Origin of the sequence: Blastococcus sp. TBT05-19, from assembly GCF_003319095.1 — a bacterium.
Lineage (GTDB): Bacteria > Actinomycetota > Actinomycetes > Mycobacteriales > Geodermatophilaceae > Blastococcus.
Map to the genome: position 1 here is coordinate 404,718 of NZ_QOHI01000002.1, position 26,827 is coordinate 431,544.

At 75.3% G+C, this 26,827-nt stretch carries 28 protein-coding genes; 18 read left to right on the forward strand and 10 right to left on the reverse strand.

Annotated elements, in window-relative coordinates:
- The first annotated feature begins 28 nt into the window (after window positions 1-28).
- The 5 genes from DQ244_RS08510 to DQ244_RS08530 are packed head-to-tail and all read left to right on the forward strand — an operon-like array spanning window position 29 to window position 3,877.
- On the forward strand, window positions 29-943 hold the full coding sequence (locus tag DQ244_RS08510) for an aldose 1-epimerase family protein (RefSeq protein WP_113811025.1): 915 nt from the start codon (window positions 29-31) through the stop codon (window positions 941-943).
- 7 nt (window positions 944-950) lie between these two features.
- On the forward strand, window positions 951-1,670 hold the full coding sequence (locus tag DQ244_RS08515) for an MOSC domain-containing protein (protein WP_233491266.1): 720 nt from the start codon (window positions 951-953) through the stop codon (window positions 1,668-1,670).
- 5 nt (window positions 1,671-1,675) lie between these two features.
- Window positions 1,676-1,891 (forward strand): RNA-binding S4 domain-containing protein, encoded by a 216-nt coding sequence (locus DQ244_RS08520; protein WP_199580295.1) that lies wholly within the window; start codon window positions 1,676-1,678, stop codon window positions 1,889-1,891.
- 46 nt (window positions 1,892-1,937) lie between these two features.
- The gene (locus DQ244_RS08525; protein WP_113811027.1) at window positions 1,938-3,119 is read left to right on the forward strand and encodes a pyridoxal phosphate-dependent aminotransferase; all 1,182 of its coding nucleotides are present in this window, start codon (window positions 1,938-1,940) and stop codon (window positions 3,117-3,119) included.
- A complete protein-coding gene (locus DQ244_RS08530) occupies window positions 3,116-3,877 on the forward strand; it encodes a nitrilase-related carbon-nitrogen hydrolase (protein WP_113811028.1) in 762 nt (253 codons plus the stop codon). The genes DQ244_RS08525 and DQ244_RS08530 overlap by 4 nt, the downstream gene beginning before the upstream one ends.
- Window positions 3,878-3,884: 7 nt before the next feature.
- On the opposite strand, the gene DQ244_RS08535 is transcribed toward DQ244_RS08530, so the two are convergent.
- Both DQ244_RS08535 and DQ244_RS08540 read right to left on the reverse strand, forming a co-directional pair.
- Window positions 3,885-4,727 (reverse strand): PRC-barrel domain-containing protein, encoded by an 843-nt coding sequence (locus DQ244_RS08535; RefSeq protein ID WP_113811029.1) that lies wholly within the window; start codon window positions 4,725-4,727, stop codon window positions 3,885-3,887.
- Window positions 4,728-4,806: 79 nt separating this feature from the next.
- Window positions 4,807-5,778, reverse strand: a complete 972-nt coding sequence (locus DQ244_RS08540) for an endonuclease/exonuclease/phosphatase family protein (protein ID WP_113811030.1) — start codon at window positions 5,776-5,778, stop codon at window positions 4,807-4,809.
- A gap of 63 nt (window positions 5,779-5,841) precedes the next feature.
- On the opposite strand from DQ244_RS08540, the gene DQ244_RS08545 reads away from it, so the two are divergent.
- Together DQ244_RS08545 and DQ244_RS08550 are read left to right on the forward strand one after the other, a co-directional pair.
- Window positions 5,842-6,456: a CYTH domain-containing protein gene (locus DQ244_RS08545; RefSeq protein ID WP_113811031.1), complete on the forward strand. Its 615-nt coding sequence runs from the start codon at window positions 5,842-5,844 to the stop codon at window positions 6,454-6,456.
- A 130-nt stretch (window positions 6,457-6,586) separates the two neighbouring features.
- Window positions 6,587-7,840, forward strand: coding sequence for a metallophosphoesterase (locus DQ244_RS08550; protein WP_233491267.1), 1,254 nt, complete (start codon window positions 6,587-6,589; stop codon window positions 7,838-7,840).
- Between the two features lie 7 nt (window positions 7,841-7,847).
- On the opposite strand, the gene DQ244_RS08555 is transcribed toward DQ244_RS08550, so the two are convergent.
- Window positions 7,848-8,426, reverse strand: a complete 579-nt coding sequence (locus DQ244_RS08555; RefSeq protein ID WP_158544501.1) for a TetR/AcrR family transcriptional regulator — start codon at window positions 8,424-8,426, stop codon at window positions 7,848-7,850.
- A gap of 74 nt (window positions 8,427-8,500) precedes the next feature.
- Window positions 8,501-9,529: an ATP-dependent 6-phosphofructokinase gene (locus DQ244_RS08560; protein WP_113811033.1), complete on the reverse strand. Its 1,029-nt coding sequence runs from the start codon at window positions 9,527-9,529 to the stop codon at window positions 8,501-8,503.
- Window positions 9,530-9,671: 142 nt separating this feature from the next.
- On the opposite strand from DQ244_RS08560, the gene DQ244_RS08565 reads away from it, so the two are divergent.
- The 3 genes from DQ244_RS08565 to DQ244_RS08575 all read left to right on the forward strand — a co-directional run bounded on the left by DQ244_RS08565 (window position 9,672) and on the right by DQ244_RS08575 (window position 11,282).
- Window positions 9,672-10,412 carry a GntR family transcriptional regulator gene (locus tag DQ244_RS08565; RefSeq protein WP_233491268.1) on the forward strand — a complete coding sequence of 247 codons (741 nt, stop codon included), beginning with the start codon at window positions 9,672-9,674 and terminating at the stop codon, window positions 10,410-10,412.
- Window positions 10,412-10,879, forward strand: coding sequence for an SRPBCC family protein (locus DQ244_RS08570; protein WP_113811035.1), 468 nt, complete (start codon window positions 10,412-10,414; stop codon window positions 10,877-10,879). Before DQ244_RS08565 ends, DQ244_RS08570 begins: the two co-directional genes overlap by 1 nt.
- A gap of 127 nt (window positions 10,880-11,006) precedes the next feature.
- Entirely contained in the window at window positions 11,007-11,282 is a 276-nt protein-coding gene (locus DQ244_RS08575) for a GlsB/YeaQ/YmgE family stress response membrane protein (protein WP_199580296.1), read from the forward strand.
- 27 nt (window positions 11,283-11,309) lie between these two features.
- Here the strand turns inward: DQ244_RS08575 and DQ244_RS08580 are convergent, their stop codons facing one another.
- Entirely contained in the window at window positions 11,310-11,948 is a 639-nt protein-coding gene (locus tag DQ244_RS08580; RefSeq protein WP_113811036.1) for an MBL fold metallo-hydrolase, read from the reverse strand.
- A 103-nt stretch (window positions 11,949-12,051) separates the two neighbouring features.
- Here DQ244_RS08580 and DQ244_RS08585 point away from each other — a divergent pair, with 103 nt between their 5' ends.
- Complete coding sequence (locus DQ244_RS08585) at window positions 12,052-12,270, forward strand: hypothetical protein (protein ID WP_113811037.1); 219 nt, start codon at window positions 12,052-12,054, stop codon at window positions 12,268-12,270.
- An 83-nt stretch (window positions 12,271-12,353) separates the two neighbouring features.
- Here the strand turns inward: DQ244_RS08585 and DQ244_RS08590 are convergent, their stop codons facing one another.
- Window positions 12,354-13,130: an enoyl-CoA hydratase-related protein gene (locus DQ244_RS08590; protein ID WP_113811038.1), complete on the reverse strand. Its 777-nt coding sequence runs from the start codon at window positions 13,128-13,130 to the stop codon at window positions 12,354-12,356.
- A 304-nt stretch (window positions 13,131-13,434) separates the two neighbouring features.
- On the opposite strand from DQ244_RS08590, the gene DQ244_RS08595 reads away from it, so the two are divergent.
- Both DQ244_RS08595 and DQ244_RS08600 read left to right on the forward strand, forming a co-directional pair.
- Window positions 13,435-15,036 (forward strand): serine/threonine protein kinase, encoded by a 1,602-nt coding sequence (locus DQ244_RS08595; RefSeq protein ID WP_233491269.1) that lies wholly within the window; start codon window positions 13,435-13,437, stop codon window positions 15,034-15,036.
- Window positions 15,033-16,520, forward strand: a complete 1,488-nt coding sequence (locus DQ244_RS08600; RefSeq protein ID WP_233491270.1) for a protein kinase domain-containing protein — start codon at window positions 15,033-15,035, stop codon at window positions 16,518-16,520. The genes DQ244_RS08595 and DQ244_RS08600 overlap by 4 nt, the downstream gene beginning before the upstream one ends.
- 15 nt (window positions 16,521-16,535) lie before the next feature.
- Here DQ244_RS08600 and DQ244_RS20145 read toward each other — a convergent pair whose 3' ends face one another.
- Window positions 16,536-17,246 carry a hypothetical protein gene (locus DQ244_RS20145; protein ID WP_113811040.1) on the reverse strand — a complete coding sequence of 237 codons (711 nt, stop codon included), beginning with the start codon at window positions 17,244-17,246 and terminating at the stop codon, window positions 16,536-16,538.
- 151 nt (window positions 17,247-17,397) lie between these two features.
- Here DQ244_RS20145 and DQ244_RS08610 point away from each other — a divergent pair, with 151 nt between their 5' ends.
- Both DQ244_RS08610 and DQ244_RS08615 read left to right on the forward strand, forming a co-directional pair.
- Window positions 17,398-18,681: a competence/damage-inducible protein A gene (locus tag DQ244_RS08610; RefSeq protein WP_113811041.1), complete on the forward strand. Its 1,284-nt coding sequence runs from the start codon at window positions 17,398-17,400 to the stop codon at window positions 18,679-18,681.
- A complete protein-coding gene (locus DQ244_RS08615; protein ID WP_113811042.1) occupies window positions 18,678-19,061 on the forward strand; it encodes an SRPBCC family protein in 384 nt (127 codons plus the stop codon). Before DQ244_RS08610 ends, DQ244_RS08615 begins: the two co-directional genes overlap by 4 nt.
- Before the next feature lie 10 nt (window positions 19,062-19,071).
- Here the strand turns inward: DQ244_RS08615 and DQ244_RS08620 are convergent, their stop codons facing one another.
- From DQ244_RS08620 to DQ244_RS08630, 3 genes are all read right to left on the reverse strand, one after another.
- Window positions 19,072-19,908 (reverse strand): class E sortase, encoded by an 837-nt coding sequence (locus tag DQ244_RS08620; RefSeq protein WP_233491271.1) that lies wholly within the window; start codon window positions 19,906-19,908, stop codon window positions 19,072-19,074.
- A gap of 137 nt (window positions 19,909-20,045) precedes the next feature.
- Window positions 20,046-21,455: a hypothetical protein gene (locus DQ244_RS08625; protein ID WP_147251491.1), complete on the reverse strand. Its 1,410-nt coding sequence runs from the start codon at window positions 21,453-21,455 to the stop codon at window positions 20,046-20,048.
- A 227-nt stretch (window positions 21,456-21,682) separates the two neighbouring features.
- Complete coding sequence (locus DQ244_RS08630; protein ID WP_147251492.1) at window positions 21,683-22,216, reverse strand: hypothetical protein; 534 nt, start codon at window positions 22,214-22,216, stop codon at window positions 21,683-21,685.
- Between DQ244_RS08630 and DQ244_RS08635 the strand changes: the two genes are divergently transcribed.
- The 3 genes from DQ244_RS08635 to DQ244_RS08645 all read left to right on the forward strand — a co-directional run bounded on the left by DQ244_RS08635 (window position 22,209) and on the right by DQ244_RS08645 (window position 26,795).
- Window positions 22,209-22,655, forward strand: a complete 447-nt coding sequence (locus DQ244_RS08635) for a hypothetical protein (protein ID WP_147251493.1) — start codon at window positions 22,209-22,211, stop codon at window positions 22,653-22,655. The genes DQ244_RS08630 and DQ244_RS08635 overlap by 8 nt on opposite strands.
- Before the next feature lie 292 nt (window positions 22,656-22,947).
- Entirely contained in the window at window positions 22,948-24,567 is a 1,620-nt protein-coding gene (locus tag DQ244_RS08640; RefSeq protein WP_113811046.1) for an acyl-CoA dehydrogenase family protein, read from the forward strand.
- Window positions 24,568-24,683: 116 nt separating this feature from the next.
- Window positions 24,684-26,795 (forward strand): bifunctional diguanylate cyclase/phosphodiesterase, encoded by a 2,112-nt coding sequence (locus tag DQ244_RS08645; RefSeq protein ID WP_199580297.1) that lies wholly within the window; start codon window positions 24,684-24,686, stop codon window positions 26,793-26,795.
- Window positions 26,796-26,827 lie beyond the last annotated feature (32 nt).

A 26,827-nucleotide genomic window follows, 5' to 3' on the forward strand; every position in this document is an offset into this window, starting at 1 on the left:
GGGGGCGCACGTGTGGTGAGCTGACGGAATGCCCGACACCTGGCCCCCGGCCGCGCCGTCCGAGGTGGAGCTCACCGCCGGGAACGCGGTGCTCGTCGTCGACCTGCGGGGCGGGGCGCTGCGCCGGCTGGCCGTCGGCGACTGGGAGGTCATCGACGGGTACCCGGCCGGCACCGTCCTGCCCGGCTGGCGCGGTGCGGTGCTGCTGCCCTGGCCGAACCGGATCCGCGACGGGCGCTGGAGCTGGGCCGGGGAGGAGCTGCAGCTCGACGTGCAGTCGCCGGCGGAGCCGCACGCCATCCACGGCCTGCTCTCGTGGCAGCCCTGGACGGTGCTCGACCGGTCGGACCGGTCCGTCACGATCGGGACGACGGTCGAGCCGCACCCCGGGTACCCGTTCCGGCTCGCCGCCGCCGTCGACTCCGTGCTCGACGCCGACCGCCTGACCGTCACCGTGCGGGTGCGCAACCTCGGCGACCGGCCCGCGCCGTTCGGCGCCGGCGTCCACCCGTACCTGTCGGTGGGCGCCACCGAGGACGGCGGCATCGGCGACGCCGAGCTCGCGGTCCCGGCCCGCACCGAGCTGCTCCTGGACGGCGGCATGCCGACGGGGGAGCGTGCGCCGTTCGACGGGGCGGTGGGCCGGATCGGCGACCGCGCCCTCGACACCCCGCTCACCGACCTCGAGCGGGACGACGACGGGTGGGCCCGCCTGCGGCTGGCCGGTGCGGCCGGCGAGCTGGAGGTCGCGGTGGACCGCTCGTGGCCGTGGCTGCAGGTCTACAGCGGCGACACCCTGCCGCCGGGCCAGTGGCGGCGCAGCCTCGCCGTGGAGCCGATGACCTGCCCGCCCAACGCGCTGGCCGACGGCGCGGACCTGATCGTGCTGGAGCCCGGCGCCGCGTGGTCGGGTAGCTGGACCCTGGCCTGGACGGCGGCCTGAGGTGCAGGTGCTCGAGCTCTGGCGCTACCCGGTGAAGTCGCTGCAGGGCGAGCGGCTGGCCGAGGCGGAGATCGGTGCGCTCGGCATCGCCGGCGACCGGCGCTGGGCGCTCTTCGACCGGGACACCGGGCTCGGGCTCACCGCCCGGCGGGTGCCGGAGCTGCTCTTCGGCGCCGCCCGGCTGCGCGCCGACGGCGGGGTCGAGGTGGTGCTGCCGGACGGCACCGTCACCGCGGACGACGAGGTGCTCTCGGACTGGCTCGGCCGCCCGGTGGAGCTGCGCCAGGCTGCCGAGGACGGCGACGTCGTGCCGACCTACGAGACGCCGGCCGACGAGGAGGTGCCCGACCCCACCGAGTGGCTGCAGTGGGAGGGTGCCCCCGGTCCGTTCCACGACAGCCCGCGGATCCGGCTGTCCCTGGTCTCCACCGGCACCCTGGGCCCCTGGGACCGCCGCCGGTTCCGCGCCAACGTCGTCCTCGACGGCGAGGGGGAGGACCGCCTGCGGGGCCGGGAGGCGGTGCTCGGCGACGTCCGGCTGCGGTTCGGCGTCCCGATCGCCCGCTGCGTCATGACCACCCGGCCACAGCCCGGGGGCATCGGCCGGGACACCTCGGTGCTCAAGACCATCCACCGCGAGCGGGACGGCCTGCTCGCGGTCCGGGCCTTCGTGCTGGAGCCCGGCAGGGTCCGGGTCGGCGACGCGCTCGTCCCGACGGCAGACTGAGCCCCGTGCGCACCATCGACCTGCGTCCCGGTGAGGACACCATCCGGCTCGGCCAGCTGCTCAAGCTCGTCGACGCCGTCCCGACCGGCGCCCAGGTGAAGGACGTGCTGCTCTCCGGCGCGGTCGCCGTGAACGGTGAGCAGGAGGAGCGTCGCGGACGGCAGCTGCGCCGGGGCGACGTCGTCGCCATCATCGGCCACGAGGACGTCCGGATCGGCTGAGTCCGGGCACGGACGGCGGTTCCACGTGGAACCGGGGAGGAGCACCGTGAGCGCACCGCTGGCGTCCCGCCTCCGGGGCTTCGGGACGACGGTCTTCGCCGAGATGAGCGCGCTGGCGGTCGACACCGGCTCGGTCAACCTGGGGCAGGGGTTCCCGGACTACCCCGGTCCGCCCGAGGTGCTCGACGTCGCGCGCGCGGCGATCGGCACCGCGGCCGACCAGTACCCGCCCGGTCCCGGGATCCCGGAGCTGCGGGCCGCGGTCGCCGAGCACCGGCGGCGGTACACCGGCCTGAGCTACGACCCGGGAACCGAGGTGCTGGTCACCGCCGGCGCGACCGAGGCGCTGGCCGCCGCGATGCTCGGCCTGCTCGAGCCCGGCGACGAGGTGGTCCTCTTCGAGCCGATCTACGACAGCTACAGCGCCTCGATCGCGATGGCCGGGGGCGTGGTGCGCGCCGTCCCGCTGCACCCCCCGGCCGGCGGGGAGGGTCCCTGGACCTTCGACGAGGCCGAGCTGCGGGCCGCCGTCGGCTCCCGCACCCGCGTGCTGCTGGTCAACACGCCGCACAACCCCACCGGCAAGGTGTTCACGCCCGACGAGCTCGCCGTGCTGGCGTCCCTCGCCCTTGAGCACGACCTCGTCGTGCTCACCGACGAGGTCTACGAGCACCTGGTGTTCGACGGCGCGCGGCACGTCTCCCCCACCACCCTGCCCGGCATGCGCGAGCGCACCCTCGTCGTCTCCAGCGCAGGCAAGACGTTCAACGTGACCGGCTGGAAGATCGGCTGGATCTGCGGGCCGGCGCCGCTGGTGGCCGCCGTCCGCACCGCCAAGCAGTTCCTCACCTACGTCAGCGGCGGGCCCTTCCAGCCCGCCGTCGCCGCGGGGCTCGGGCTGCCGGACTCCTACTTCGCCGGGGTGGCGCGGGACCTGCAGGCCCGCCGGGACGTCCTCGTCGCCGGGCTGCAGGGGGCGGGGCTGCCGGTGGTGAGCCCGGAGGCCACGTACTTCGCCACCGTCGACGTCCGGCCGGTGCGGGCCGACGGCGACGGACTGGCCTTCTGCCGGGAGCTCCCTGGCCTGGCCGGCGTCGTCGCGATCCCGACCGTGGTCTTCTACACGCCGGAGCACGCCGCCCTCGGGCGGCACCTGGTCCGGTTCGCGTTCTGCAAGAGCGACGCCGTCCTCGCGGACGCCGTCGATCGGCTGAGGAGGCTGGCGTGAGGATCGCGGCGGTGCAGCACGACATCGTCTGGGAGGACCGCGAGGCGAACTACGCCCGCCTGGCCCCCCAGGTGGCCGGGGCCGCGGCGGCCGGCGCGGAACTCGTGCTGCTGACCGAGACCTTCTCCACCGGGTTCTCCATGACACCGGGCATCGGGGAGCCCGAGGACGGGCCCTCCGCGCAATTCCTGGCCGCCCAGGCCAGCGAGCACGGCGTCTGGGTGGGCGGCAGCTGCCCGGAGATCGCGCCCGGCGAGGAGCTGCCGTACAACTCCTTCGTCCTGGCCGGCCCGGACGGCACCACGCACCGCTACCGGAAGCTGCACCCGTTCAGCCACGGCGGGGAGCACGAGCGGTTCCGGGCGGGCGACGGGCCGCTGACGGTGACCGTCGGAGGGCTGCGGATCACGCCGTTCATCTGCTACGACCTGCGCTTCGCCGACGTCTTCTGGCGGGCCGCTCCCGAGACCGACCTGTACGTCGTGGTCGCCAACTGGCCGGCGGCCCGGCGGCTGCACTGGCAGGCCCTGCTGCAGGCCCGCGCGATCGAGAACCAGGCCTACGTCGTCGGCTGCAACCGCGTGGGGACCGCCGGGGACGGCACCGAGCACGTCGGTGACAGCCGGGTGGTCAGCCCCATGGGCGAGCTGCTGGCCACCGCGGCCGGCATCGAGACCGTGGTGCTGGCCGACGTCGACGCCGCCGAGGTGACTGCCACCCGCGACCGGTTCCGCTTCCTGGCCGACCGCCGGAGCTGACCCGGGGTCAGACCTCCCGTCCGGGCAGCGCGTCCTCGTCGACAGCGATCTGCTCGCGGCGCACCTGACCGCTGACGGTTTCCTGCCCCTGCACCATCTCCACGGACAGCCGCACCCGCTCGACGGGGACGACCTCGACGCTCACCACCGGCCGCTCGGCGTGCAGCACCATCTCCGGGGGCAGGCCGGTGCCGCCGGCGAGCGAGGACGCCGGCACCCCGTCGGTGGCGCCGAGCGGCAGCTCCTCGATCCGGATCTCCTCCCGCCGGATCGGCACCGTCACCTGCACCTCCTCGGTGACGACGTACCTGCTCACCCGCACGCGGCGCTCGGGGACCCGCTCGGTGGAGACCCGGAGCCGCTCCTCGCTGCGGGTCATGGCGCCGTCGGTCGCGACCGGGGCGGGAGGTGCGGCCTCCTCGGGAGCGGCGTGCCGGGCGGTGGTCTCCTCCGGGACCGGCACCGGCGGGGTCACCGGGACGGTGACGGTGTCGGTGGCCGTCCCCGGGGCCGGGGTGTCCTGTACCGGGGCCCCGGTCGCGCCAGCGATGCCGTAGTGCCGGCGCAGCTCCGCCTCCTCGCCGGGGTCGAGGTGGTCGCCGGTCATGGCGGGGGCGTTCTTCACGGCGTCGGCGGTGACCGGGAGCCGCAGGTGGCCGTCGGCGAACGTGGCGTCCCCCGCCGGCGCGATGGAGTGCTTGGTGCCGAACAGGCCGGTGGTCACCGCCACCCAGGTGGGCTCACCGGTCCGGTCGTCGACGAAGAAGTGCTCGACCGTGCCCAGCTTGTCGCCGCCGCTGCCGTACGCGGTGCTGCCGATGGCCGAGGTGACCTCGCGCTGGCTCAACATCGCCGCTCCTCTCCGCTGCGGCGCGCTCCGACGGGCGCCGCTCCGGGTAGGGCTTCCCCGGGCGGCCGATCGGTGAACATCACCGGGCCGCGGCGGGCACCGCCAGGTCGACGACGACGGCACGGTGGTCGCTGCCCGGCACCCGCGCGAAGGAGCACCCGCGAACACCCAGCCGGGGGTCGACGAGCACGTGGTCCAGCACCAGCCGGGGGAACGGCGGCCGCAGGGGGCGCCAGGTCCAGGTGCTGCCGAGGCCGAGCGCCTGCGCGGCGTCGACCCACCCGCGGCGGAGGACGGCGCGCAGCGCGGCGTGGTCCGGCGTCGCGTTGAAGTCGCCGGCGAGCACCCGGAGCACGCCCGGGTCCGGCAGGGGCAGCGTCGCGAGGTCGGCGGCCCACGAGCGGACCGCCGCGGGCGAGGTGGCCGGCGGCGCGGTGTGCACCGACACCACCTCGACCTCGGCGCCGTCGCCGATCCGCACCCGCGCGGTCGGCTGCTCGAACTCCCCCGGCGCGTTCCCGAGGTCGTGCAACGGCACCCGGCTCCAGATCGCGCCGGACCCCGACACGACCGAGCCGGGCCGGGCCGGGACGACGTGCGCGTGGGGCAGCAGCCGGTGCAGCCCCGCCTCCCGGAGCCCCCGCTCCGCGTCCGGCGTCAGCTCCTGGGCGGCGAGGACGTCCACGGCCTCCCGGCGGACGAGCTCGACGACCGAGCGAGCGGGCACCAGCCCCTTGCGCAGGCTCACCGTCGCGATCCGCAGCGCCGTCCCGCCCGGTGGCAGGGGTCGCCGGGTGCCCCGGTTGCCGCGCACGGCGCCGGCCAGCGCCAGCCCGGCGGCGCCCGCCACCAGGGCACCGGTGCGGGACCGGGCGGCCGCGGCCACGGCGAGCGGCAGGACGGCGGTCGCCGCGGCGTGCGGCGTGAAGGCCAGCGCGGGGACCAGCGGGAAACCGCGCTCGGCGCCGGCGACCCGCAGCGCCGCCCATGCCGCCCACGGGAGCGCCGCGGCCACCGCCCACCGCCGGCGGGGAGCGGGCGGCAGACGCATGCCCGGACGGTAGCCGGGAGCCGTTCCCGGCGCCGTCGGCGCCGGGGTCCTACGGTCGGTCGCGTGGTCACCGAGCAGCTGGAGGTCGAGCGGAAGTTCGACGTCGACCCGGAGTTCGTCGTCCCCGACCTCTCCGGGCTCCCGGCGGGAGCGCGCACCTCGCCGCCGCAGACCCACGACCTGGTGGCGGTCTACCTGGACACGGCGGACCTGCTGCTGGCCCGGTCGCGGATCACCCTGCGCCGGCGGACGGGCGGCCCCGACGAGGGCTGGCACCTGAAGCTGCCGGCCGGTGCCGCTCGCCGGGAGCTGCACGTGCCCCTGGACGTGGGTCCGGAGGAGCCGCCCGGCGAGCTGCTCGCCCTCGTCGCGGAGCTCCTGGGCGGTGCGACGCCCGCCCCGGTCGTCGAGCTGCGCACCCGGCGGGTGGTCACGGCGCTCACCGACGACGCCGGCCGGGAGCTGGCCGAGCTCGCCGACGACACCGTGCGGTCCACGACGCTGCCGGTGCGCCCCGGCGAGGAGCCGGTCGAGCGGGCCTGGCGGGAGGTCGAGGTCGAGCTGGTCGACGGGGACGAGGCGCTGCTGGCCGCGGTGGGCGACCGGCTCGTGGCCGCCGGCGCCCGGCCCTCGCCCCGCGTGTCGAAGCTCGCGACCGCGCTGGGCCTGCCCGGCTGACGCGGCGGGAACCTCCTGCCGTGCCGCGTCGTCGTCCCGGAGGAAGGGCGGGCACGATGTCGGGGTCCGTCGAACGTCCCGAGGCCCGGAGGCCGTCCTGTCCGTCATCGGCCTGCTGGGCTTCGCCACCGTGGTCCTGCTCGCCGTGGGGCTGCTGCACGGCTACCTGTGGTTCCGGCTCGTGCGGAGCACCACCGAGCGCGGGCGGCTGCGGAAGCGGCTGACCTGGCTCACCGTCGTGCTGGCCCTGCTGCCGGTGCTGGCCGTCATCGCGCGCGGGCAGCTGCCCCTGGCGGCCGCCGCACCGCTGAGCTGGGTGGGCTTCGTCTGGCTGGGCGTCGCGATGTACGCGTTCCTGGCGCTGCTCGCGCTCGAGCCGGTCCGCGCGGTGGGCAACGCGCTGATCAAGCGGAAGGAAGGCATGGTCGTCGCGAGTGGTCCCCGGAGGGGCCCGCGCAGCGACGACGAAGCGGCTCACCCCGACGGGGGAACGGCAGCTGAAGGCGGTGCGGTCCGGCAGGATCGCGATGTCACAGCGCCCTCGCGGCGGCTGTTCCTCGCCCGCAGCCTCGCGGTGACCGCGGGGGCGGTCGCCCTCGGCACCGCCGGCACCGGCGCGTACTTCGCCAACAGCGCCCCCGTCGTCCGCCGCGTCCCGATCACCCTGCCGCGGCTGGACCCGGCGCTGGACGGGCTCCGGATCGTCACCTTCTCCGACGGGCACCTCGGGGCCACCTACGGCGGGCGCCGGTTCGAGCGGCTGGTGGAGATCGTCAACGAGCAGCGCCCCGACGTGGTGGCGATCGTCGGTGACCTGGTCGACGACACCGTCGAGGAGCTGCGCGAGGACGTCGCCCCGCTCGTCGACCTGGTGAGCGAGCAGGGCGTCTACTTCGTGACCGGCAACCACGAGTACTTCACCGAGACGCAGGCGTGGCTGCGACACCTGCCCACCCTCGGCGTCGAGGTGCTCCGCAACGAGCGGGTCCCGATCGTGCGCGGGAGCGCGTCGTTCGACCTGGCCGGCATCGACGACCGGACGGCGGCCGCCTCCGGTCTGCCCGGTCACGGCGCGGACCTCGCCGCCGCCCTGGACGGCCGGGACGACACCACGCCGGTGGTGCTGCTCGCGCACCAGCCGGTCATGGTCGACCAGGCGGCGCAGGCCGGGGTGGACCTGCAGCTGTCCGGGCACACGCACGGCGGTCAGCTCTGGCCCTTCGACTACGCGATCCGGCTGGACCAGCCGGCCGTGGAGGGGCTCTCGCGGCACGGCGACACCCAGCTCTACGTGAGCGCGGGTGCGGGCTACTGGGGCCCGCCGATGCGGATCGGCGCGCGTCCGGAGGTCACGGTGGTGGAGCTGCGCGCTCCGGGGCGGTGAGCCGGGGTCAGGTGGCCCCGAGCGCGTCGAAGGCCTCCTCGACGCACTCGAGCAGCTTGCGCTCGCCGCGGCTGTCGGCCCAGAGCAGCAGTCCCACGGTGTACGCGGACAGGTAGGCGCCGGCGACCACCGCGTCGGTGGGGCCCACGGGGCGGCCGGTGGCCTCCGCGAGCTTCGCCAGCACCAGGCCCGCGGTCGCGCGCTCGAATTCCGCGGCCCGGTGGCGCAGCGCGGGCGTGCCGGCGATGACCTGCCACCGCGCCGCCAGCGCGACCTCGTACTCGCTGCCGGCGACCGAGGACACCACCTGCACGCACATGCCGCGGATCCGCTGGCCCAGCGGCAGCTCCGGCGGCTGAGCGGCGAGGAGGGCGGCGGTCTGGTCCGGCGTCGGCAGCTGCAGGACCACGTGCTCCTTGCCGGCGTAGTGCGCGTAGAAGGTGGGGACCGACACCCCGGCCGCCGTGGCGATCTGGCCGATGCTGACCGCGTCGAAGCCGTGCTCCTGGAAGAGCTGCACCGCGGTCGCACCGATGCGGTGGTGGGTGTCCTCCCACCGGGCGCTGCGCCCCTCCGCGTCGTTCACACGACCGAGTGTGCCCTGTCCCCCTCGGTGAACACGCAGACCAGCGGGCGATTCGCCCACGAGGGTCCGGGCGCTCACCCGGTGAAGGACGCCGTCTCGGCGAGCCGGGCGGGCGTGACCGTCTTGAGCCGGGCCACCGCGTCGGCGAGCGGGACCAGGTCGATGTCGGTGCCGCGCAGGGCGACCATCTCCCCGAACCGGCCCTCGTGGGCGGCGATCGCGGCGTGCAGCCCGAAGCGCGTGGCCAGCACCCGGTCGAAGGACGTGGGCGTGCCGCCGCGCTGCACGTGCCCGAGCACGGTGGTGCGCACCTCCTTGCCGGTGCGGCTCTCCAGCTCCTCGCCCAGCTGCTGGGCGACGCCGGTGAACCGGCGGTGGCCGAACTCGTCGATCCCGCCGTCCCGGATGGACATGGTCCCCGGCTTGGGGGTGGCGCCCTCGGCGACGACGCCGATGACGTGCGAGGCGCCGCGCTCGAAGCGGGCCGTGACCAGGCGGCACACCTCGTCGACGTCGAAGGGCTCCTCGGGCACCAGCGTCACGTGGGCGCCGGCGGCCAGGCCGGCGTGCAGCGCGATCCAGCCGGCGTGCCGACCCATGACCTCCACGAGGAGCACGCGCTGGTGGGACTCGGCGGTGGTGTGCAGCCGGTCGATCATCTCGGTGGCGATGCTGACCGCGGTGTCGAAGCCGAAGGTCAGGTCGGTGCAGTCGATGTCGTTGTCGATGGTCTTCGGGACGCCGACCACGGGGACGCCGGCCTCGGAGAGCACGTGCGCCGCCGTGAGCGTGCCCTCCCCGCCGATCGGGATGAGCACGTCCACGCCGTGGGCGGCGAGCACGGCCGTCATCCGCTCGACCCCGTCGCGCAGCAGCTCGGGCGCGACGCGCGCGGACCCGAGCACGGTGCCGCCGCGGGTGAGCAGCCCGTCGACGCGGCCGACGTCCAACGGGGTCGTGCGGTCCTCGAGGAGGCCGCGCCAGCCGTCGCGGAAACCGATCACCTCGCTGCCGTAGCGGTGGTCGGCGGTCCGCACGACGGACCGGATCACGGCGTTGAGGCCGGGGCAGTCACCCCCGCCGGTGAGGACTCCGATGCGCATCGGACCTCCCTCCGGGTCGGAAGCAGCCACCATACGTCATGACGTCTAGACGACTGTCCGACGCGCGGGCCGATCCGTGCGTGGATGGAACGTCTCATACGACATGACGACCAGACGTCTGGTTCCGCAGTACCTTTGCTCCGTGGTCAGCCCCGTCCCCGGACCGAAGTACCTGTCGGTCCGGGAGCACCTCCGACGCCGCGTGGCCTCCCTCCCCGAGCTCACGCTGCTCCCGCCCGAGCCGGTGCTCTGCGCCGAGTACGGCGTCAGCCGCATCACCCTGCGCCGAGCCGTCGACGGCCTGGTCGCCGACGGGCACCTGGTCCGCGAGCAGGGGCGCGGCACCTACGTGACCCGCCCGGCCATCCGGCACGAGTACCGGGAGAGCTTCGTGCACCGGATCGCCGGGTGGAGCTCGGTGATGACCGAGACCGGCGCCCAGGTGGGCACCACGGTCCTCGCCCAGCGGGTCGTCCCCGCCCCGGCGGCCGTCGCGGCGGAGCTGGGTCTCGACGGGGCGTCCGACGTCATCGAGCTGCAGCGGCTGCGCAGCGTGGACGGCGCGCCCAACCACGTCGCGCACAGCTACCTCCCCGCCGATCGCTACCCGCGCGCGGCCGAGGAGGACTTCAGCGAGGGCTCGCTCTACGCCTACCTGCGACGGGAGTACCAGGCCGACCTGGCGCACGCCCGGATCGTCGTCGACGTCGGCACCGCGGCCCCCGAGGAGGCCACGCTGCTGCAGGTGGTCGCCGGCTCGCCGCTGCTGGTCGTGCGGACCACCGTCCGCGACACCGGCGGCGAGCCGCTGCTGCACAGCTTCTCGCGGCTGCGCCCGGACGTCAGCCAGGTGGAGTTCGAGGTCTCGGTGAACGGCCGCTGATGACCACGACCACCGCGACCGGCACCCGCGAGGTGCCGCAGGCCCCCGCCGAGGTCTGGCGGGCGCTGGCCGTCCTGGAGCCCTACTGCTCGGTCTGCGACGTCTCCTACGTGCTCGACGGCGGTGCCGGCGCCCCGGGCATCGGCACGACGTTCGTCTGCTCGCCCGGCCGGCTCGAGGGGTCGCCGGCCGCCGGTGCGCCGCAGGGCGAGATCGTCGAGTGGGAGCCGACCCGCCTGGTCGCGACCCGGCTGCGGCTCACGCCCGAGACGTGGACGACGCGCATCGAGCTCGCGGCCTCCGAGGACGGCGGCACGCGGGTGACCATGACGATCACGCACGAGCCGACCGGGGGCGGGCGGGTGGTCCGCCGGCTCCAGCGCGGGGCGATGCGCCGTCTGGTCCAGCGGACCGTCGACGCCGAGCTGGCGAAGGTGCCCGCGCACGTGGCCCGGGTGGCCGGCTGACCCCCGTTGGGGGGACGCACGCGTTCAGGAGCGCTGTCCGGGGGTACGGAGCCTCGTCGTGCACCGGCAACCGTTCCCGGCGTCCCGCCGGGACGGGGCGGTTGCCGGACGAGAGAAGGAGAACGCTGTGCAGATCCTCGGCCTCATCGTGGTCGGCCTCATCATCGGCGCGCTCGCCCGGCTCATCAAGCCCGGTAAGCAGCGGCTGAGCATCCTGGCCACGCTGCTCCTCGGCGTGGCCGGTGCCGTCATCGGCGGCATGATCGGCCACCTCTTCAACCGGAACACCAGCATCTGGGAGCTCAACATCGTCGGGTTCATCATCGCGGTGATCGCGGCGGTGCTCCTGATCGGTGTCGCGGAGTCCCTGTCCGGCGGTCGCTCGCGCGGCGCCGTCCGCTGATCCCCGGCCCCGGGGAGCCGGTCGGGCTCAGACCTCGACCGACTCCCCGGGGGCCAGGCGGCGCACCGGCGTCGGGATCCCCGGACCCCGCTCGCCCAGCAGTCCGCCGACGACGCCCAGCCCGGTGTCGTTGAGCAGGCCGTCGTGCACCGGGTACGCCCGCTCGGCCCGGACCTCCCGCACGTAGTCGATGACGTCCGCGGTCCGCGACCAGGGCGCGTGCAGCGGCAGCAGGAGCGTGGCCACCGGTGCCTCGGGCACGGTGAAGGCGTCGCCCGGGTGGAACACCCGGCCATCGACCAGGAAGCCGATGTTGGCGACCCGCGGTATCTCCGGGTGGATCTCGGCGTGCAGCTCCCCGTGCACCGCGACCTCGAACCCCGCGACGTCGACCACGTCGCCGTGCCCGACCACGTGCACCCGGTCGCCGGCGCCCTCCAGCTGCGCGGCCACCGACTTGTTCGTCCACACCGCCAGACCCGGCGTCGCCTCCAGCGCGGCCCGCAGCCGATCGGCGACGAAGTGGTCCGGGTGCTCGTGCGTCACGAGCACCGCGGTGGCGCCCTCGAGCGCAGCCGGATCGGTGAAGGCGCCCGGGTCGACGACCAGGCGCCGGTCCCCGTCCGCGAGGACGACGCAGGCGTGCCCGTGCTTGGTGAGCTCCATGGACGCATCCTGCACCCGGGCGCCTCCGGCCGTCTCACCCCTCCGGGTGGGGCGGGCGGCCGGACCCGTAACCGCGGCGCCGGGTGCTGCCGACGTCTTCCGCATGATGCTGCAGACGACCGTCTTCGCCGCCGCCCGCAGTCGCGCACACGGCCCCACGGCCGCGCTGTGGCACGCCGTGGAGCTGCACCGGCCGACGGCCGAGCTCGACGGCGCCTGCGAGCTCACCGTCTGCGGCTCGCTGGCCCGGGTCACCCCGGAGCAGGCGTGGCCGCTCCCGGGCGCCGACGTCTGCCCGGTCTGCGCCGTCCTCGCGCCCTGACGCGCCCCTGACGCCCTGCCCCCGGGTCGGTCCGGCCCACCCCGGCGGCAGGAGCACCCTTCCCGGCCCCGCGCCGGGCCCGGTCAGCGCCCGGTGAAGACCGGCGGGCGCTTGGCGAGGAACGCCTCGACGGCCTCGCGGTGGTCGGCGCTCTGCCCGACCTCGGCCTGCAGCCGCGCCTCCAGCGCCAGCGTCGCCTCCAGCGAGTCGGTCGCGGCCGTCGCCAGCACCGTCTTCACCGCGCGGTAGGCAGCGGTGGGTCCGACGGCCAGCCGCTCGGCGAGCGCCCGCGCCTCCCCGAGCACCTCCTCGGCCGGGACCACGCGGTGGACCAGACCCCACTCCGCGGCCTTCTCCGCGACGAACGGCTCCGGGAACAGCAGCAGCTCCGCCGCCCGCGACCCGCCCACGCTGTGCACCAGCCGCGCGGCGAGCGCGGAGTCGCTGGACAGCCCGATGCCGGTGAACGCGGTGGTGAACTTCGCCCCGGCGGCCGCCACCCGGATGTCCCCTGCCAGCGCGATGCCGAGGCCCGCGCCGGCGCACGCGCCGTTGATCGCGACGACCACCGGAACCCGCAGCGCCGCCAGCGCCAGGACCAGCGGGTTGTACTCCTCCTCGACGACCGAGAGCGGCGCCTCGACCCCGCTCTGCATCTCCTGGAGGTGCTCGCCGAGGTCCTGACCGACGCAGAACGCCCGGCCGGTCCCGGTGAGCAGCAGCACGCGCACGGAGTCGTCCCCGGCCACGTCCTGGACGGCGGCGAGCAGGTCCCGGCGGGCGGCGTGGGTCAGACCCGGACGCTGCAGGGTCAGCGTGGTGACGCCGGCGGCGTCCTCCCTCGTCACGGTGTCGGACATGGTCCCGCCTCCCGGCTCCGGTGGAGGACGGCGCCGGCCGCCGTCCCGCCTGGTCGCCCACCCTGTCACGCGGACGGGTGGTCTCCGGGCGGAGGGCCGTGTCCCCGCGAGCACGGGGAGCGACCGGCACGCCGGAGGACCGCCCGCGGAGGGGCACCGGGTCCGGAGCCCGTCACCCGGTCGGGGAGCATGGGCGGGCAGCCATGTGTAACGGGGCTGCTCACTGGACAGCAACCGAGGGGCGCCGCACGGCACCGGACGGCGATCGGCCTGGAGAGCGGGCTCGGGACGAGGAGTGACCTCCGTGGTGGAACCAGGGCGCCGGTGCCTCGGGGACCGCTACGAGCTGCACCAGCTGATCGCCGCTGGCGGAATGGGCCAGGTCTGGCGAGGTCTGGACATCGCCCTGCACCGGCCGGTGGCCGTCAAGGTCCTGCGCAGCGAGTACACCGGTGACCCGACCTTCGTCGCCCGCTTCCGGGCCGAGGCGCAGCACGCCGCCGCCCTGAGCCACCCGAACATCGCCGCCGTCTTCGACTACGGCGAGGAGACCGCGCAGGACGGGTCGGGGGAGACCCTCGCCTACCTGGTGATGGAGCTCGTCGAGGGGGAGCCGCTGTCGGCGCTGCTCCGCCGCGAGGGGGCGCTGCCCGCACCCACCACGCTCGAGCTGCTCCGCCAGACCGCGTCCGCGCTGGCCGAGGCGCACCGCGTCGGTATGGTCCACCGCGACGTGAAGCCCGGCAACATCCTGGTGCGGCCCGACGGCACCGTGAAGATCACCGACTTCGGCATCGCCTGGTCGGCCCGCAGCGTCGCGCTCACCCGCACCGGGCAGGTCATCGGCACCCCGCAGTACCTCTCGCCGGAGCAGGCGGAGGGACGGCACGCCAGCCCGGCCAGCGACGTCTACGCGCTCGGCCTGATCGGCTACGAGTGCCTCACCGGTCGTCCGGCGTTCGAGGGCGACAACGCGGTGACCATCGCCCTCAAGCAGGTGCAGCAGGAGCCCGAGCCGTTGCCGGACGAGCTGCCGCCGGGCGTCCGCACCCTGATCGGGCGGGCTCTGCTCAAGAACCCGTCGGCGCGCATCCCCGACGGCGCCGCGTTCGTGGCTGCGATCGCCGACGTCGAGGCAGGCCGCGAGATCGCTCCGGCCGAGGGCACGGTCACGGCCGCTGCCGTCGCCGGCCCCCTACCCGTCTCCGCTCCCGGGGAGCGCCGCCGGTCGGCGTCGTCCCGTCCGGGCGGATCCCGGACCGAGCCCGGGTTCACCCGGCCCCCCGCGGCGCGCCGCCGCAACCGGCTCACCGTCGTCCTGCTCCCGCTGCTCGGTCTGCTCGCCGGCGCGGGGATCACCGCGGCGGTGCTGCACTCGCTCACCCAGGAGACCCCCGCGACCACCGCCTCGGCCGCCGAGCAGCCGATCAGCGGCAGCTTCGTGCTGGACGAGGACGACTACGTCGGCCGCCCGGTCGGTGAGGTCACCGACCGGCTCACCGCGCTCGGCCTCACCGTCACGGTGCGGGCCGAGGCGCGCGACGACGTCGTGCCCGACCGGGTCACCGGCGTCGAGCCGGCCGGCCGGCAGCTCCGGGCCGGCGACGAGGTGGTCGTGTACTACGCCGCCGCGGCGGAGCGACGCAGCTCGAACCCCGGCTCGGCCCAGACCGGTGCCGCCGTCGACCCAGGTCCGGTGGCGCCGGCCACCCAGGAGCCCGTCGTCGAGGAGGCCGAGCCCGCGGCCCCCACGACGGAGGAGTCGGCGCCGACGCCCACGCTCGCCGCCACCCCCACGACCCAGGCCCCGGAGCCGACCGAGCCGGAGCAGACGGCCTCGCCGTCGTCCGCCTCCCCGACGACGGCCTCCCCTGCCGCCACCACCACGCCGTCCCCGGCCGCGTGACCGGGAGGCCCCACCCGGCCGGCGCCTCGCTGCTGGGCGGCCGCTACGAGCTCCTCTCGTTGCTGGCCACCGGCGGGATGGGGCAGGTCTGGCGGGGACGGGACACCCTGCTCCGCCGCCCGGTGGCGGTGAAGGTGCTGCGCAGCGAGTACACCGGCGACGCCACGTTCCTGGCCCGCTTCCGGGCCGAGGCGCAGCACACCGCCGCGCTCGCGCACCGCAACATCGCGGCGCTGTTCGACTACGGGGAGACGTCGGCCGACGACGGCGAGCACCTGGCCTACCTCGTCATGGAGCTGGTCGAGGGCGAGTCGCTGGCCCAGCTGCTGACCCGCGAGGGCCGGCTGGGCCCCGACCGCACCCTCGACGTGCTGTGCCAGGCGGCGTCCGGGCTGGCCGCCGCGCACGCGGCGGGGCTCGTCCACCGGGACGTGAAGCCCGGCAACCTGCTGGTCGCCACCGACGGCACCGTCAAGATCACCGACTTCGGCATCGCCTGGTCGGCCGGCAGCGCCCCGTTGACCCAGACCGGCCAGGTCGTGGGCACCGCGCACTACCTCTCGCCGGAGCAGGCGGCCGGGGAGAAGGCAGGTCCGGCCAGCGACGTCTACGCGCTGGGCATGATCGGCTACGAGTGCCTGGCCGGGCACCGCGCCTTCGACGGCGAGAACTCCGTGCAGATCGCGCTGCGCCAGCTCCGCGAGGTGCCGGCGCCGCTCCCGGGCGACGTGCCCGAGCAGGTCCGCATCCTCGTGGACCGGGCCCTCCTCAAGGACCCCGCCGAGCGCTTCTCCGACGGCGCCGCGTTCCGGGACGCCGTGGACGACGTGCGCTCCGGGCGCCCCCTGTCACCGGTCCCCCTCGCCCGCGACACCCGCCCCTTCACGGCGGCCGGCGTGGGTCCGCGGCCGCTGCACCGGCGGGTGCTGGCCCCGGTCGCGGCGCTGGTGGTCGGTGCCGGGCTGGGTATCGCGGCGCTGCAGGTGTGGGGCGCCGCGCCCGCCGTGCCCGTGGCCGAGGCGGCGGTGCCCGAGTCGGTCGAGGTCCGCAGCGACGAGCTCGTCGGCCGACCGGTCGACCAGGTGGAGGCCGAGCTCACCGACCGCGGCCTCGGCGTGCGGCGGGAGGCCCGGGAGACGGCCGATGCGCCGGCCGGGCAGGTGGTCGCCGTCGGACCGGTGGGTGCGCTGGCGCCGGGAACGGTCGTCACGCTCACCTACGCGGTCGCCCCTCCGGCCCCTGTGCCGCCGGCTCCCGCGCCGGCGCCGGCGCCGGCGCCGGCGCCGGTGGTGGAGGTCGTCAGCCCCGCCCCCGCGCCTGCCCCCGCGCCTGCACCCGCACCCGCACCCGCACCCGCCCCGGCCGGGGACGACGACGGCGAGGACGACGGGGACGACGGGGACGACGACCGTGCGAGCGACGGGCGCGGCAACGGGAACGGGAACGACAAGGGCAAGGGCAAGGGCCGGGGCGAGGACGACTGACCCCCGGTCGCGACGTCAGGCGGAGCGGCGTCCGGCGGTGAGCCAGAGGGCGCCGCCGAGGGCACCCAGTGCCGCGGTGAGCAGGAAGCCGCGGTCGCTGTCGGCGTTGGGGAGCACGACCAGCACCCAGAACACAGCCAGCCCCACCAGCCCGGCGGCCGCGAGGGTCCACCCCGCACGCCCCAGGCGGCGCGCGCCGGGGACCAGGTCGGCGACCGCGGCCAGACCCAGCACCACGCACAGCGTGGCGAAGGCCGACCACAGCGGGACGGCTGACCAGAACGAAGTGGTGCCGAAGTCGAGGGCCAGGCCCAGCTGGAGGAGGACCAGCGAGAGCACGACCAGTCCCGCCGCCACGAGCAGCGACCGGTCGCGCGGCGCTCGCACCTTCTTCGGCGCCACGGTCGGGCCGGCGGTGTCGCTCTCCAGGGTCTGCGGCCACGACGCCGCGGGCGGCGGGGGCGGCGGGGGCGGCGGGGGCGGCGGCGTGCCGAGACCGGGCAGCCCGGGGACGAAGTCCACCGGACCGGTGGGCTGCGCGGGCGCGGGCGCGGGCGCGGGGGCTTCGGCGGGGGCGGGCGGCGGCACCGGGGCCGACGGCGGCGGGAGCTGCTGCACCGAGGTGGCGCCGGCCGGGGCCGGCGTCACCACCGGGATCTCCTGCGTGCTGGGGGAGCGCGGAGCGGTACCCAGGTCGGGGGACTGCTGGTCGGACGGCGTGCTCATCGGTGCCTCCTCGCGGCTCCGGCAGATCGCCGGTCGGTGCGTTTTCCTCCCGCACGCTATCGGCGGGGGCCCGCCGGAGCAGCGGGACGCCCCGATCGGGTGGCGGTGTCCGGACCTGCCGGCCCGGTGCGGCGGCCCTAGGGTCGGCTGCGTGGTCACGCGCGCCGGCATCGTCGTCACGGGCACCGAGGTGCTCACCGGCCGGGTGGCCGACCGCAACGGGCCCTGGCTGGCCGAGCAGCTGCGCCGGCTCGGGATCGACGTCGGCCACGTCGTCGTGGTCGGTGACCGGCCCGACGACCTGCGCGCGACGCTGGCCTTCCTCGCCGGCCTGGGCACCGATCTGCTGATCACCTCCGGCGGCCTGGGCCCGACCGCCGATGACCTCACCGCGCAGGTGGTCGCCGACTTCCAGGGCCGTCCGACGGCGGTGGACCCCGCGCTCGAGCAGCGGGTCGCCGCGGTCGTCGAGCGGCTGATGGCCCGCCGGGGCTGGCGGGCGGACCCGGAGGCCACCGCCGCCGGCGTGCGCAAGCAGGCGACGGTGCCCGACGGCGCGACGGTGCTGGAGCCGGTGGGCACCGCACCGGGCCTCGTCGTCCCGCCGGCCGACGGCACGGAGGGTCCCCCGGTCGTGGTGCTGCCCGGCCCGCCGGGGGAGCTGCAGGGCATGTGGCCCGCGGCCGTGGCCGCCCCGGCGGTGCGCGCGCTGCTCGAGGGGACGACGGAGCTGCACCAGCGGACGCTGCGGCTGTGGGGAACCCTCGAGGCGCAGCTCGCGTCCACCCTCCGCGAGGTCGAACCGGGGCTGGCGGGCCTGGAGATCACCACCTGCCTGCGCGAGGGCGAGCTGGAGATCGTCACCCGGTTCTCCCCCGATGCCGAGACGGCCTACGACCGCTTCGCCGGCGTCGTCACCGACCGGTACCGGGACACCGTCTTCTCCACCGGCCCCACGCTCGACGAGCTGGTCGCGCAGGCGCTCGGCGACCGAGGGCTCACGATCGCGACCGGGGAGTCGTGCACCGGCGGGCTCCTCTCGGCCCGGCTCGTGGAGCGCCCCGGCTCCTCGACGTACGTCCTGGGCGGCGTGACCGCCTATGCGAACGCCGCGAAGCAGCAGCTGCTGGGCGTGCCCGCGGAGCTGCTCGCCGAGCACGGGGCGGTCAGCGCGGAGGTGGCCCGGGCGCTGGCCGACGGCGCCCGGTCGCGGTTCGGGGCGGACGTCGGGGTGGGCATCACGGGGGTGGCCGGCCCGGGTGGCGGCAGCAGCGGCAAGCCGGTGGGCACCGTGCACGTCTGCGTGGTCGGCCCGGACGGCGTGCGGGAGCGGGCCCTGCGGCTGCAGGGCTCCCGGACGGCGGTGCGGGAACGGTCGGTCACGATGGCGATGCACCTGCTCCGCGAGCTGCTGGTCGGTGGCCCCCCGGCATGACGACGACCACGCTGCACGCGACCGGGTCGCTGCCCCCGGCGGAGGTCTGGGAGCGCTACCGCCTGCTCGACCGCTGGCCGGACTGGGCGCCGCAGATCACCGGCGTCGAGTGCCCGCAGCGCGAGCTCACCGCCGGCGCCCGCGGCCGGGTGCGCGGCCTGGGCGTCCCGCTGCCGTTCACCATCGAGGCGGTCGATCCCGCGGCCCGCTCGTGGTCGTGGACGGTCGCCGTCGGCCCGCTGCGGATGCGGCTGCACCACTGGGTCGTCGCCGGCCCGGGCGGCGGCACGACCACCGGCCTGCGGACCACCGGTCCGGCGCCGCTGGTGCTCGGCTACGCGCCGCTGGCGCTCTGGGCGCTGCAGCGGCTGGTGCGCTGAGCGGGCCGGGTCAGCCGAGCAGCGCCGGCGGGCCGTCGGGTGCGGTCGCCTTGCTCACCGGTGCGCCGTCGAGCCGGGCGTGGATGATCAGCCGCTGCTCGGCGGAGTACTTCGGGTGGCAGGTGGTCAGGGTGAGGAACGCGTCGGTGGGGGATCCGCCGTCCGGCCCGCCGGGTGTCGGCGCGATGACCGACACCTGTGACGGCCGGACGATCTCCCGGCCCGGGATGCCGGTGGGGTCGCCGCCGAAGCTGCCCGTGGCCGGATCGCCGAGCACGCGGTAGACGAACCAGGAGTCGGCGGTCTCGACGACGATCGGGTCGCCCGGCAGCATCCGGTCCAGGTGGAGGAAGGGCGAGCCACGGCCGACGCGGTGACCGGCCACGGCGAAGTTCCCCTGCTCCCCCGGCATCGCGGTCCCGATGTAGTGGCCCGGCCCCTGCTCGAGCTGGACCTCCGAGGCGCCCTCGACGACGACGCGGGCGTAGTCCTCGCCCAGCCGGGGGATGTGCAGGATCGCGAAGGGGTCACCGACACCGACGTCGATGGTCGCGGGGGTGTGCGGCGCGGGTGCGGCGGGGTCCGCGGGAGCGGAAGGGGAGGTCACCGTGGGCGAGCCGGCCCATCGGTCCTGGACCTCCTCGCTGAGCTGGTCCTGGGCCCGGGCGGCGAGCAGGTCGGTGACCCACAGCTGGTAGACGACGAAGAGCAGCGCGACCAGGCCGATGGTGAGCAGCGTCTGCCCGGTGCCGCGGACGAACGTGCGACCCAGGTCCCGGCGCGGGGGAGGGTTGTCGGCGTCGGGGGTCGCTCCCCGTGAGACACCGGGGTCCAGTGCGCTGGTCACCGCAGATCACCTCCGGGTCGTCCCTGGGTCGTGCTCGATGGGGTCGACGCCGCCTGCCGGGGGGCGCCCGGCAGGCGGCGTCGTGAGGTGGAGCCCGGTCCGCCGCCCCGAGATGGTCCGGGCGGCGGACCGGTGGATCAGACCGTCGCGGTGGAGCGACGGCGACCGGCCAGCGTCAGCGCGGCACCCAGACCGAGGGCGAGGAGGCCCAGGGTGAGCGGAGCGGAGACGTCGGAACCGGTGTAGGCGAGCTGGCTCGCCGGCTGGGCCGCGGAGGCCTTGTGCGTCGGCGCCTTGTAGGCGGCCGGAGCGGCCTTCACGGCGTGCACCGGAGCCGGAGCGGCGTGGTGCACGGGCTGGGCAGCCGGCTTGTCGGCCGGCTTCTGGACAGGCGTCGGGTAGCAGGACCAGCCGTGGCCACCGGCCGAGGCGTTGTTGGAGCAGGTCACGTCAGCGCCACCGGCGATCGAGATGATGTTGACGATGTTGGTGATGTGCTGCTCGCAGTCGACGTCGCCCTTCTCGGAGGTGCAGGTGAGCGTGTTGTCGTTGCCCACGATCACCTTGATGATCGAATCGCCGCCTTCGGCTCGGACGTTGCCCGTCTTGGCGTCGTTGTCCACGTCGTTCCTGGCTGAGCTGTCCTGGTCGACCTCCGAGTCGGCGTCGCCGCCGCCGCCCTTCTTGCCGCCCGAACCACCTCGGGTGACGGCGTCGTTGTCGTTGTAGGACTCGGCGTCGTAGTGGGCGCCGTTGCCGGCCGAGGCGTTGTTGCTGTCCCGGACGGCGGCGTGGCCGCCGCGCGAGGTGATGTCGACCTCGTTGTGGATGTGCTGCGAGGCCTTGACGTCGCCGTCGTGGCCCTTGTGGCCCTTGCCGTCCTTGTACCGGTCGTCCCCGCTCTCGGCGTCGACCTCGTTGCCGTTGCCGGCGAGGACCGTGACGAGCGAGCTGCCGCCGGTGGCGGTGGTGTTGCCGGACTTCGCCCTGTTGTCGACGTCGTTCCGGGCCTTGCTGTCCTGGTCGACGTCGTCGTCGGCGTCGCCGCCGTCGCCGCGCCCGCCGCCGGCTCCGCCGGTGGTGGTGGACTCGTTGCTGTTACCGGATTCGGCGTTGTAGGAGGCGCCGTTGCCCGCCGAGGCGTTGTTGCTACCGCTGACGGACGCGGAGCCGCCCTGGGAAGCGACGCCGACCTCGTTGTGGACGGTCTGCGAGGCGTGGCCACCGCCGTTCCCGCTCGAGCTGTCGACCGAGTTGCCGTTGCCGGCGATGACGAGGACGTAGGACGTGCCGCCGGTGGCCGTGGTGTTGCCCGACTTCGCGTCGTTGTCGACGTCGTTCTTCGCCGTGCTGTCCTGGGTCACGTCGGAGGTGGCGTTGCCGCCGCCCCCGCCGCCCCCGCCGCTACCGGTGCTGCCGCCGCCCCCGCCGGTGGTGGTGGACTCGTTGCTGTTGCCGGACTGGGCGCTGTACTCGGCGCTGTTGCCGCTCGCGGCGTTGTTGCTGCCGGCGACGCTCGCGTCACCGCCGTCGGAGGCGCTTGCCACCGCTTGGCCGAGGAAGATCATTCCTCCGGCCATTCCTGCAACGGCGAGGCCGTTGCGTACGGATCGTCTCATTTTCTGCGTGTCCTTCGTGGGTGTGCGCGCCCTGAACGGGTAGGACATGACGCGCGAGTGAATGGGTTGGGAAAACGAGCGGGGCGGCTGCACTTGGTCGGTGATGTGCCCCCCGTGGCACACCTGGGGACAGCGCGAGCCGCGTAGGCGGCGCGTCAGTCCGGCCGGGTGGCGGGGTCGGTCGCCGTCGTGGCGGTCGACCCCGCCACCGGCGCCGTGCGCTCGTTGCTGCTCGATTCGGTGGGCATGCCCCACGACGCGCCCAGGACGGCGGTCGCCGCCGCTGCGCCGGTGCGCGGGACGCCCTGACCGGCGCTCTGGGCGCCGCAGCCCGTGGCGCCGCTGAGGGCGGTCGCCGAGGGGATGTGCAGGGGGAGCGGTGCGGGCGGGCTGAGCGGCGTCCCTGCCGGGCTCGCTCCCGCCGCCGGCTCCACCGTGGCCATCGGCGTCGCCGTGGCCAGGGCCAGCGGGGAGGTGGTGGGACGGGCGACCGTGCTGCCGACGTGCCCGGTGTCGCGCACCGAGGCGGTCGTCGTGACCGGGCCGCAGTCGGCGGCGGAGGGAGTCGGTCCGACCGCGGTGGCCGTGCCGGCCGGCAGCGGCCCGCACGCGGTGCCCGGCGAGGAGGCGCCCTCGACACAGGCCGGGGTCGTCGGCTGCTGGTCGGCCGGGGTGCCGTCCGTGGCCACGGAGTGCGTGGTCGTCGTGGTGGCGTCGCCGGTGGTGCTCGTCGTCGTCGTCGTGGTGGTGGTGTCGCCGGCGGTGCTGGTCGTGGTCGTCGTGGTGGTGGTTGCTGCGCCAGAGGTGTCCCCCGCGCTGCCCGCGGCGGTCCCGTATGCGCCGTCGGTCGAGGCCGTGGACGTCGCCGTCGACCTCGACGTGGTCGACGCCGTCGACGTGCCGGATTCCGAGGAAGTGGTCGTCGTCGTGGACGACGACGCGCTGTCGCTGGACGAGGTGGACGTCGTGCCCGGTGTCGTGGTGGTGGACGACGTGGACGACGTCGCCTGGCTGGACGAGGACGACTGCGGGGCGCTCCCCGAGGAGTCGGACGTGCTGCTCTCCACCGTCGCCGGGGCCTCGTCCGCGCGCGCCGAGAGGTCGGCGACGGCCGCCATCCCGACGTAGACGCCGGCACCGAGCACGCAGCTGGTCAGCACCTGCCGCCACCACGGCCGACGGGCCGAGGACGGCCGCGGGCCGCTTCCCGGCTCGACGGTGGGCGACATGGGGCGGACGGTAGGAACCGTTCCGTCCGGCACGGAAGTAGGTGGGGCGCCACCCGTTCGTGTGGTGCGTGTCACTCGCAACAACCTGATCGGGGGATTGCACAGAGTGACCGAATCGGCCCGACGGCGGCTGTCGACGGTGGATCGCGACGTTCCCAGGAGGTCCCGGGCCCAGCCAGTACGGTGCGCTCATGACCGCCACCCACGAGGTCACCAACCAGGTCCCCCCGCTGGTCGGGCACGACTCGATCGCCGGCGACGCCGCGCTCTCCGAGGCCTGCGTGCGGCACGCCGACGCCGCCACCCTCGGGTCGCTCGCCGAGCTCGGCCGCCTGGCCGGCAGCGAGCAGGCGCAGGAGTGGGGCCGGCTGGCCAACGAGAACCCGCCCCGGCTGCGCACCCACGACCGCTACGGGCACCGCATCGACGAGGTGGAGTTCCACCCGGTGTGGCACGAGCTGATGCGCAGCGCCGTCGAGCACGGGCTGGCCGGCGCGCCCTGGGCGAGCGAGGACGCGCACGCCCACGTGCGCCGGGCCGTGGGCTACCTCGGGTGGACGCAGGTCGAGATGGGCCACGGCTGCCCGGTGACGATGACCTACGCCGTCGTCCCGGCCCTGCGCCGCGCCCCCGAGCTCGCCGCCTGCTACGAGCCCGGCCTCACGGCACGCCGGTACGAGTTCGGCCTGCGCGAGCCCACCGGCAAGGCCGGGCTGATCGCCGGCATGGGCATGACGGAGAAGCAGGGCGGCTCCGACGTGCGCGCCAACGCCACGCGGGCCGTCGCCCGGCCGGACGGCAGCTACGCCCTGACCGGCCACAAGTGGTTCACCAGCGCGCCGATGAGCGACCTGTTCCTGGTGCTGGCCCAGCTGGACGAGGGCGTGTCCTGCTTCGCCGTGCCCCGGGTGCTGCCGGACGGCAGCCGCAACGTGTTCCACGTGCAACGTCTCAAGGACAAGCTCGGCGACCGCTCCAACGCCAGCAGCGAGGTGGAGTTCGAGGGCACGACCGGTTGGCTGGTGGGGGAGCCGGGCCGCGGTGTCCCGGCGATCATCGAGATGGTCAACATGACCCGGCTGGACTGCGTGCTCGGCTCGGCCGCGACGGTCCGCGCGGCGCTGACCCAGGCGATCCACCACGCCCGCCACCGGTCCGCCTTCGGCGCCCGGCTGGTCGACCAGCCGCTCATGCAGAACGTGCTGGCCGACCTCGCCGTGGAGAGCGAGGCGGCCACCGCGCTGGCGATCCGGCTGGCCGCCGCGGTGGACCAGGGCGAGTCCGCGTTCCTGCGCCTGGCGGGGGCGGCGGCGAAGTACTGGGTCTGCAAGCGCACCCCAGGCGTCGTCGCCGAGGCGATGGAGGTGCTCGGGGGCAACGGCTACGTCGAGGACTCCGGGCTGCCACGGCTCTACCGGCAGGCGCCGCTGAACTCCATCTGGGAGGGATCGGGCAACGTCATCGCCCTGGACGTGCTGCGCGCCCTGGAGCGCTCGGAGGAGTCGCTGGCCGCGGTCGTCGCGGAGCTCGAGCTGGCCCGGGGTGCCGACCGGCGGTTCGACGACGCCGTGAAGAACCTGTCGGCCGAGCTCGGCGACCGCGACGGGCTGCCGTTCCGCGCCCGCCGGATCGCCGGGCAGCTGGCGCTCTGCCTGCAGGGGTCGCTGCTGCTGCGGTACGCGCCGGCAGCCGTCGCCGACACGTTCTGCGCCTCTCGCCTGGGCGGGGAGGCCGGGAGCGTCCTCGGCACCCTGCCGGGGGGCACCGCCGTCGCCGGGATCGTCGACCGGGCTGGCGTCGTCGCGCCCTGACGACGGTCGCGGCTACTACTCTCAGGAGTGGTTCACGTGCTGCCCGCCGATCGGCGGAGGCGGCTCGTGCCCGGAGTCCGCAGGCGCGGGCCGGATCAGTGACGAGAGCGGGCAGCGTGCGACCAGGTGACGACCGGCCCCCGGAGGGCCGGCCCGACCCCCTGGGCAACGTTCCCGACGCGGTGTACCGCCTGGACGTGCGGGGACGGTTCGCCTACCTGAACGCCGCCGCGGAGCAGCTGCTGGGCAAGCAGGCCGAGGAGCTCCTGGGCCGGTCCGCGGTCGACGCCTTCCCGGCGTTGCGCGACTCCCTCGCCGAGGACCAGTACCGGCAGGTGCTCGCCGACGGTCGGCCCCGGGAGTTCCAGTTCTTCTACGAGCCCAGCAGCCGCTGGTTCGAGGTGCGGGTGTTCCCCGACTCCGGGGGCGCTGCGGTCCTCTTCCGCGATATCGACGTCCGCCGGCGCAGCGACGAGGAACGGGACGCGCAGGTCCGTCAGCTGACCGCCGTGCTGGAGGCGCTCCCCCACCCCACCGTCCTGGTGGATTCCGACGGACGGATCCTCTCCACGAACCGGGCGTGGACCAGCAACGCCGCGGCGCTGCCGAACCAGGTCCTGCCGAGCCGGCTGGGCGAGGACTACCTGATGGTCATGTCGCGCGGGCTGGACAGCGCGACCCACGCGGAGCTGGTCGCGGGGCTGGAGCGGCTGCTGGCGAGGAACGAGCCCGGTGGTGACGGCACCTTCCGGTGGGACTACTCCTGCCAGATGCTCGCGGGCACGGGCTGGTTCCACCTGCACGCCACCCGCGTCGACGTCGAGGGGCGGGTGGTGATCACCCACCTGGACGTCACCGAGCAGGTGCGGGCGCGGGAGGAGCTGGAGTGGAAGGTCCGGCACGACGACCTGACCGGCCTGCCCAACCGCGCACGGCTGCTCGAGCTGACCGGCGAGGCGCTGGCCGCGGCCGACCGGACCGACGGCGCGCTGCTCATGCTCGATCTCGACGGCTTCAAGACCGTCAACGACTCGCTGGGCCACGAGATCGGTGACGAGCTGCTGCGCCTGGTGGCCGGCCGCCTCTCCGAGGAGATCCGGCCGGGGGACACCGTGGCCCGGCTCGGCGGCGACCAGTTCGTCGTCCTGGCCCACGGCTGCGACGCCTCCGAGGCAGCGGCGCTGGCGTTCCGGCTGCAGACGGTGTTCGCCCTGCCGTTCCGCGTCGGGGAGATCACCGTGCCGCTCAGCGCGAGCATCGGCGTCGCGGTCGCGCGGCCCGAGGTCCGCGACGCCCACCACCTGCTGAGCGACGCGGACGCGGCGATGTTCGCCGCCAAGAGCTCCGGGCGGGACCGGGTGCACCTGTTCTCCCCGTCCCTGCGCGAGGCCGCCCGCTGGCGGCTGGAGGTGGCCACCCGCCTGCGCGGTGACGCGATCGACCAGCTGGTGGTGCACTACCAGCCGGTCGTGCGGCTGGACACCGGCCAGATCGACGGCGTGGAGGCGCTGGTGCGCTGGCAGCACCCGGAGCGCGGGCTGCTGCCGCCGGACACCTTCCTGTCCGTCGCCGAGGAGACCGGCCAGATCATCCCGATCACGCGGTGGCTGCTGCGCGAGACGACCCGCAAGGCCGCCGAGTGGGCCGCCCAGGGGCTGCGGCTGCGCATGTCGGTGAACGTGAGCGCCCGGCACTTCTCCGCCGAGACGCTGGTCCGGGACGTGCGGGTGGCCCTCCAGCAGTCAGGGCTGCCCGCCGACCAGCTCGTGCTCGAGCTGACCGAGACCAGCGTCGCCGAGGACCCCACGCGGGCCGAGGACCAGCTGTCGGTGCTGCGCAGCTTCGGCGTGCGCGTGGCCATCGACGACTTCGGCACCGGCTGGTCGTCGCTGGCGCAGCTGTTCGCGCTGCCCATCGGCACGCTGAAGATCGACCGCTCCCTCCTGGCCGCCGCCGAGCGGGTCGCGGCGGCGGACACCGGTGCCGTGCTCGGCGCCATCGTGGGCCTCACCCGCACGCTGGGCATCCGATCGGTCGCGGAGGGTATCGAGACCCCGCAGCACCTGCGGATGGTGCGCGCCGCGGGCTGCGATCTCGCGCAGGGGTGGCTGCTCGGCCACCCGATGCCGGCCGAGCGGCTGCTCCCCTGGGTGCGCGAGGTCCAGCAGGCCGGGGGCGACGTCTGCGCGCTGGCGGCCTCCGGCCGGGCCGTCCCCGCCCGAGGGTGAACGTCCGTCGTCGCGTGCGGCGGGCGACCTCA

Coding starts and splice junctions, on each gene's coding strand:
- DQ244_RS08510 (WP_113811025.1), top strand. CDS start 29: ATGCCCGACACCTGGCCCCCGGCCGCGCCGTCCGAGGTGGAGCTCACC.
- DQ244_RS08640 (WP_113811046.1), top strand. CDS start 22,948: ATGACCGCCACCCACGAGGTCACCAACCAGGTCCCCCCGCTGGTCGGG.
- DQ244_RS08590 (WP_113811038.1), bottom strand. CDS start 13,130: ATGTCCGACACCGTGACGAGGGAGGACGCCGCCGGCGTCACCACGCTG.
- DQ244_RS08540 (WP_113811030.1), bottom strand. CDS start 5,778: ATGCGTCTGCCGCCCGCTCCCCGCCGGCGGTGGGCGGTGGCCGCGGCG.
- DQ244_RS20145 (WP_113811040.1), bottom strand. CDS start 17,246: ATGAGCACGCCGTCCGACCAGCAGTCCCCCGACCTGGGTACCGCTCCG.
- DQ244_RS08535 (WP_113811029.1), bottom strand. CDS start 4,727: ATGTTGAGCCAGCGCGAGGTCACCTCGGCCATCGGCAGCACCGCGTAC.
- DQ244_RS08615 (WP_113811042.1), top strand. CDS start 18,678: ATGACGACGACCACGCTGCACGCGACCGGGTCGCTGCCCCCGGCGGAG.
- DQ244_RS08585 (WP_113811037.1), top strand. CDS start 12,052: ATGATGCTGCAGACGACCGTCTTCGCCGCCGCCCGCAGTCGCGCACAC.
- DQ244_RS08560 (WP_113811033.1), bottom strand. CDS start 9,529: ATGCGCATCGGAGTCCTCACCGGCGGGGGTGACTGCCCCGGCCTCAAC.
- DQ244_RS08570 (WP_113811035.1), top strand. CDS start 10,412: ATGACCACGACCACCGCGACCGGCACCCGCGAGGTGCCGCAGGCCCCC.
- DQ244_RS08580 (WP_113811036.1), bottom strand. CDS start 11,948: ATGGAGCTCACCAAGCACGGGCACGCCTGCGTCGTCCTCGCGGACGGG.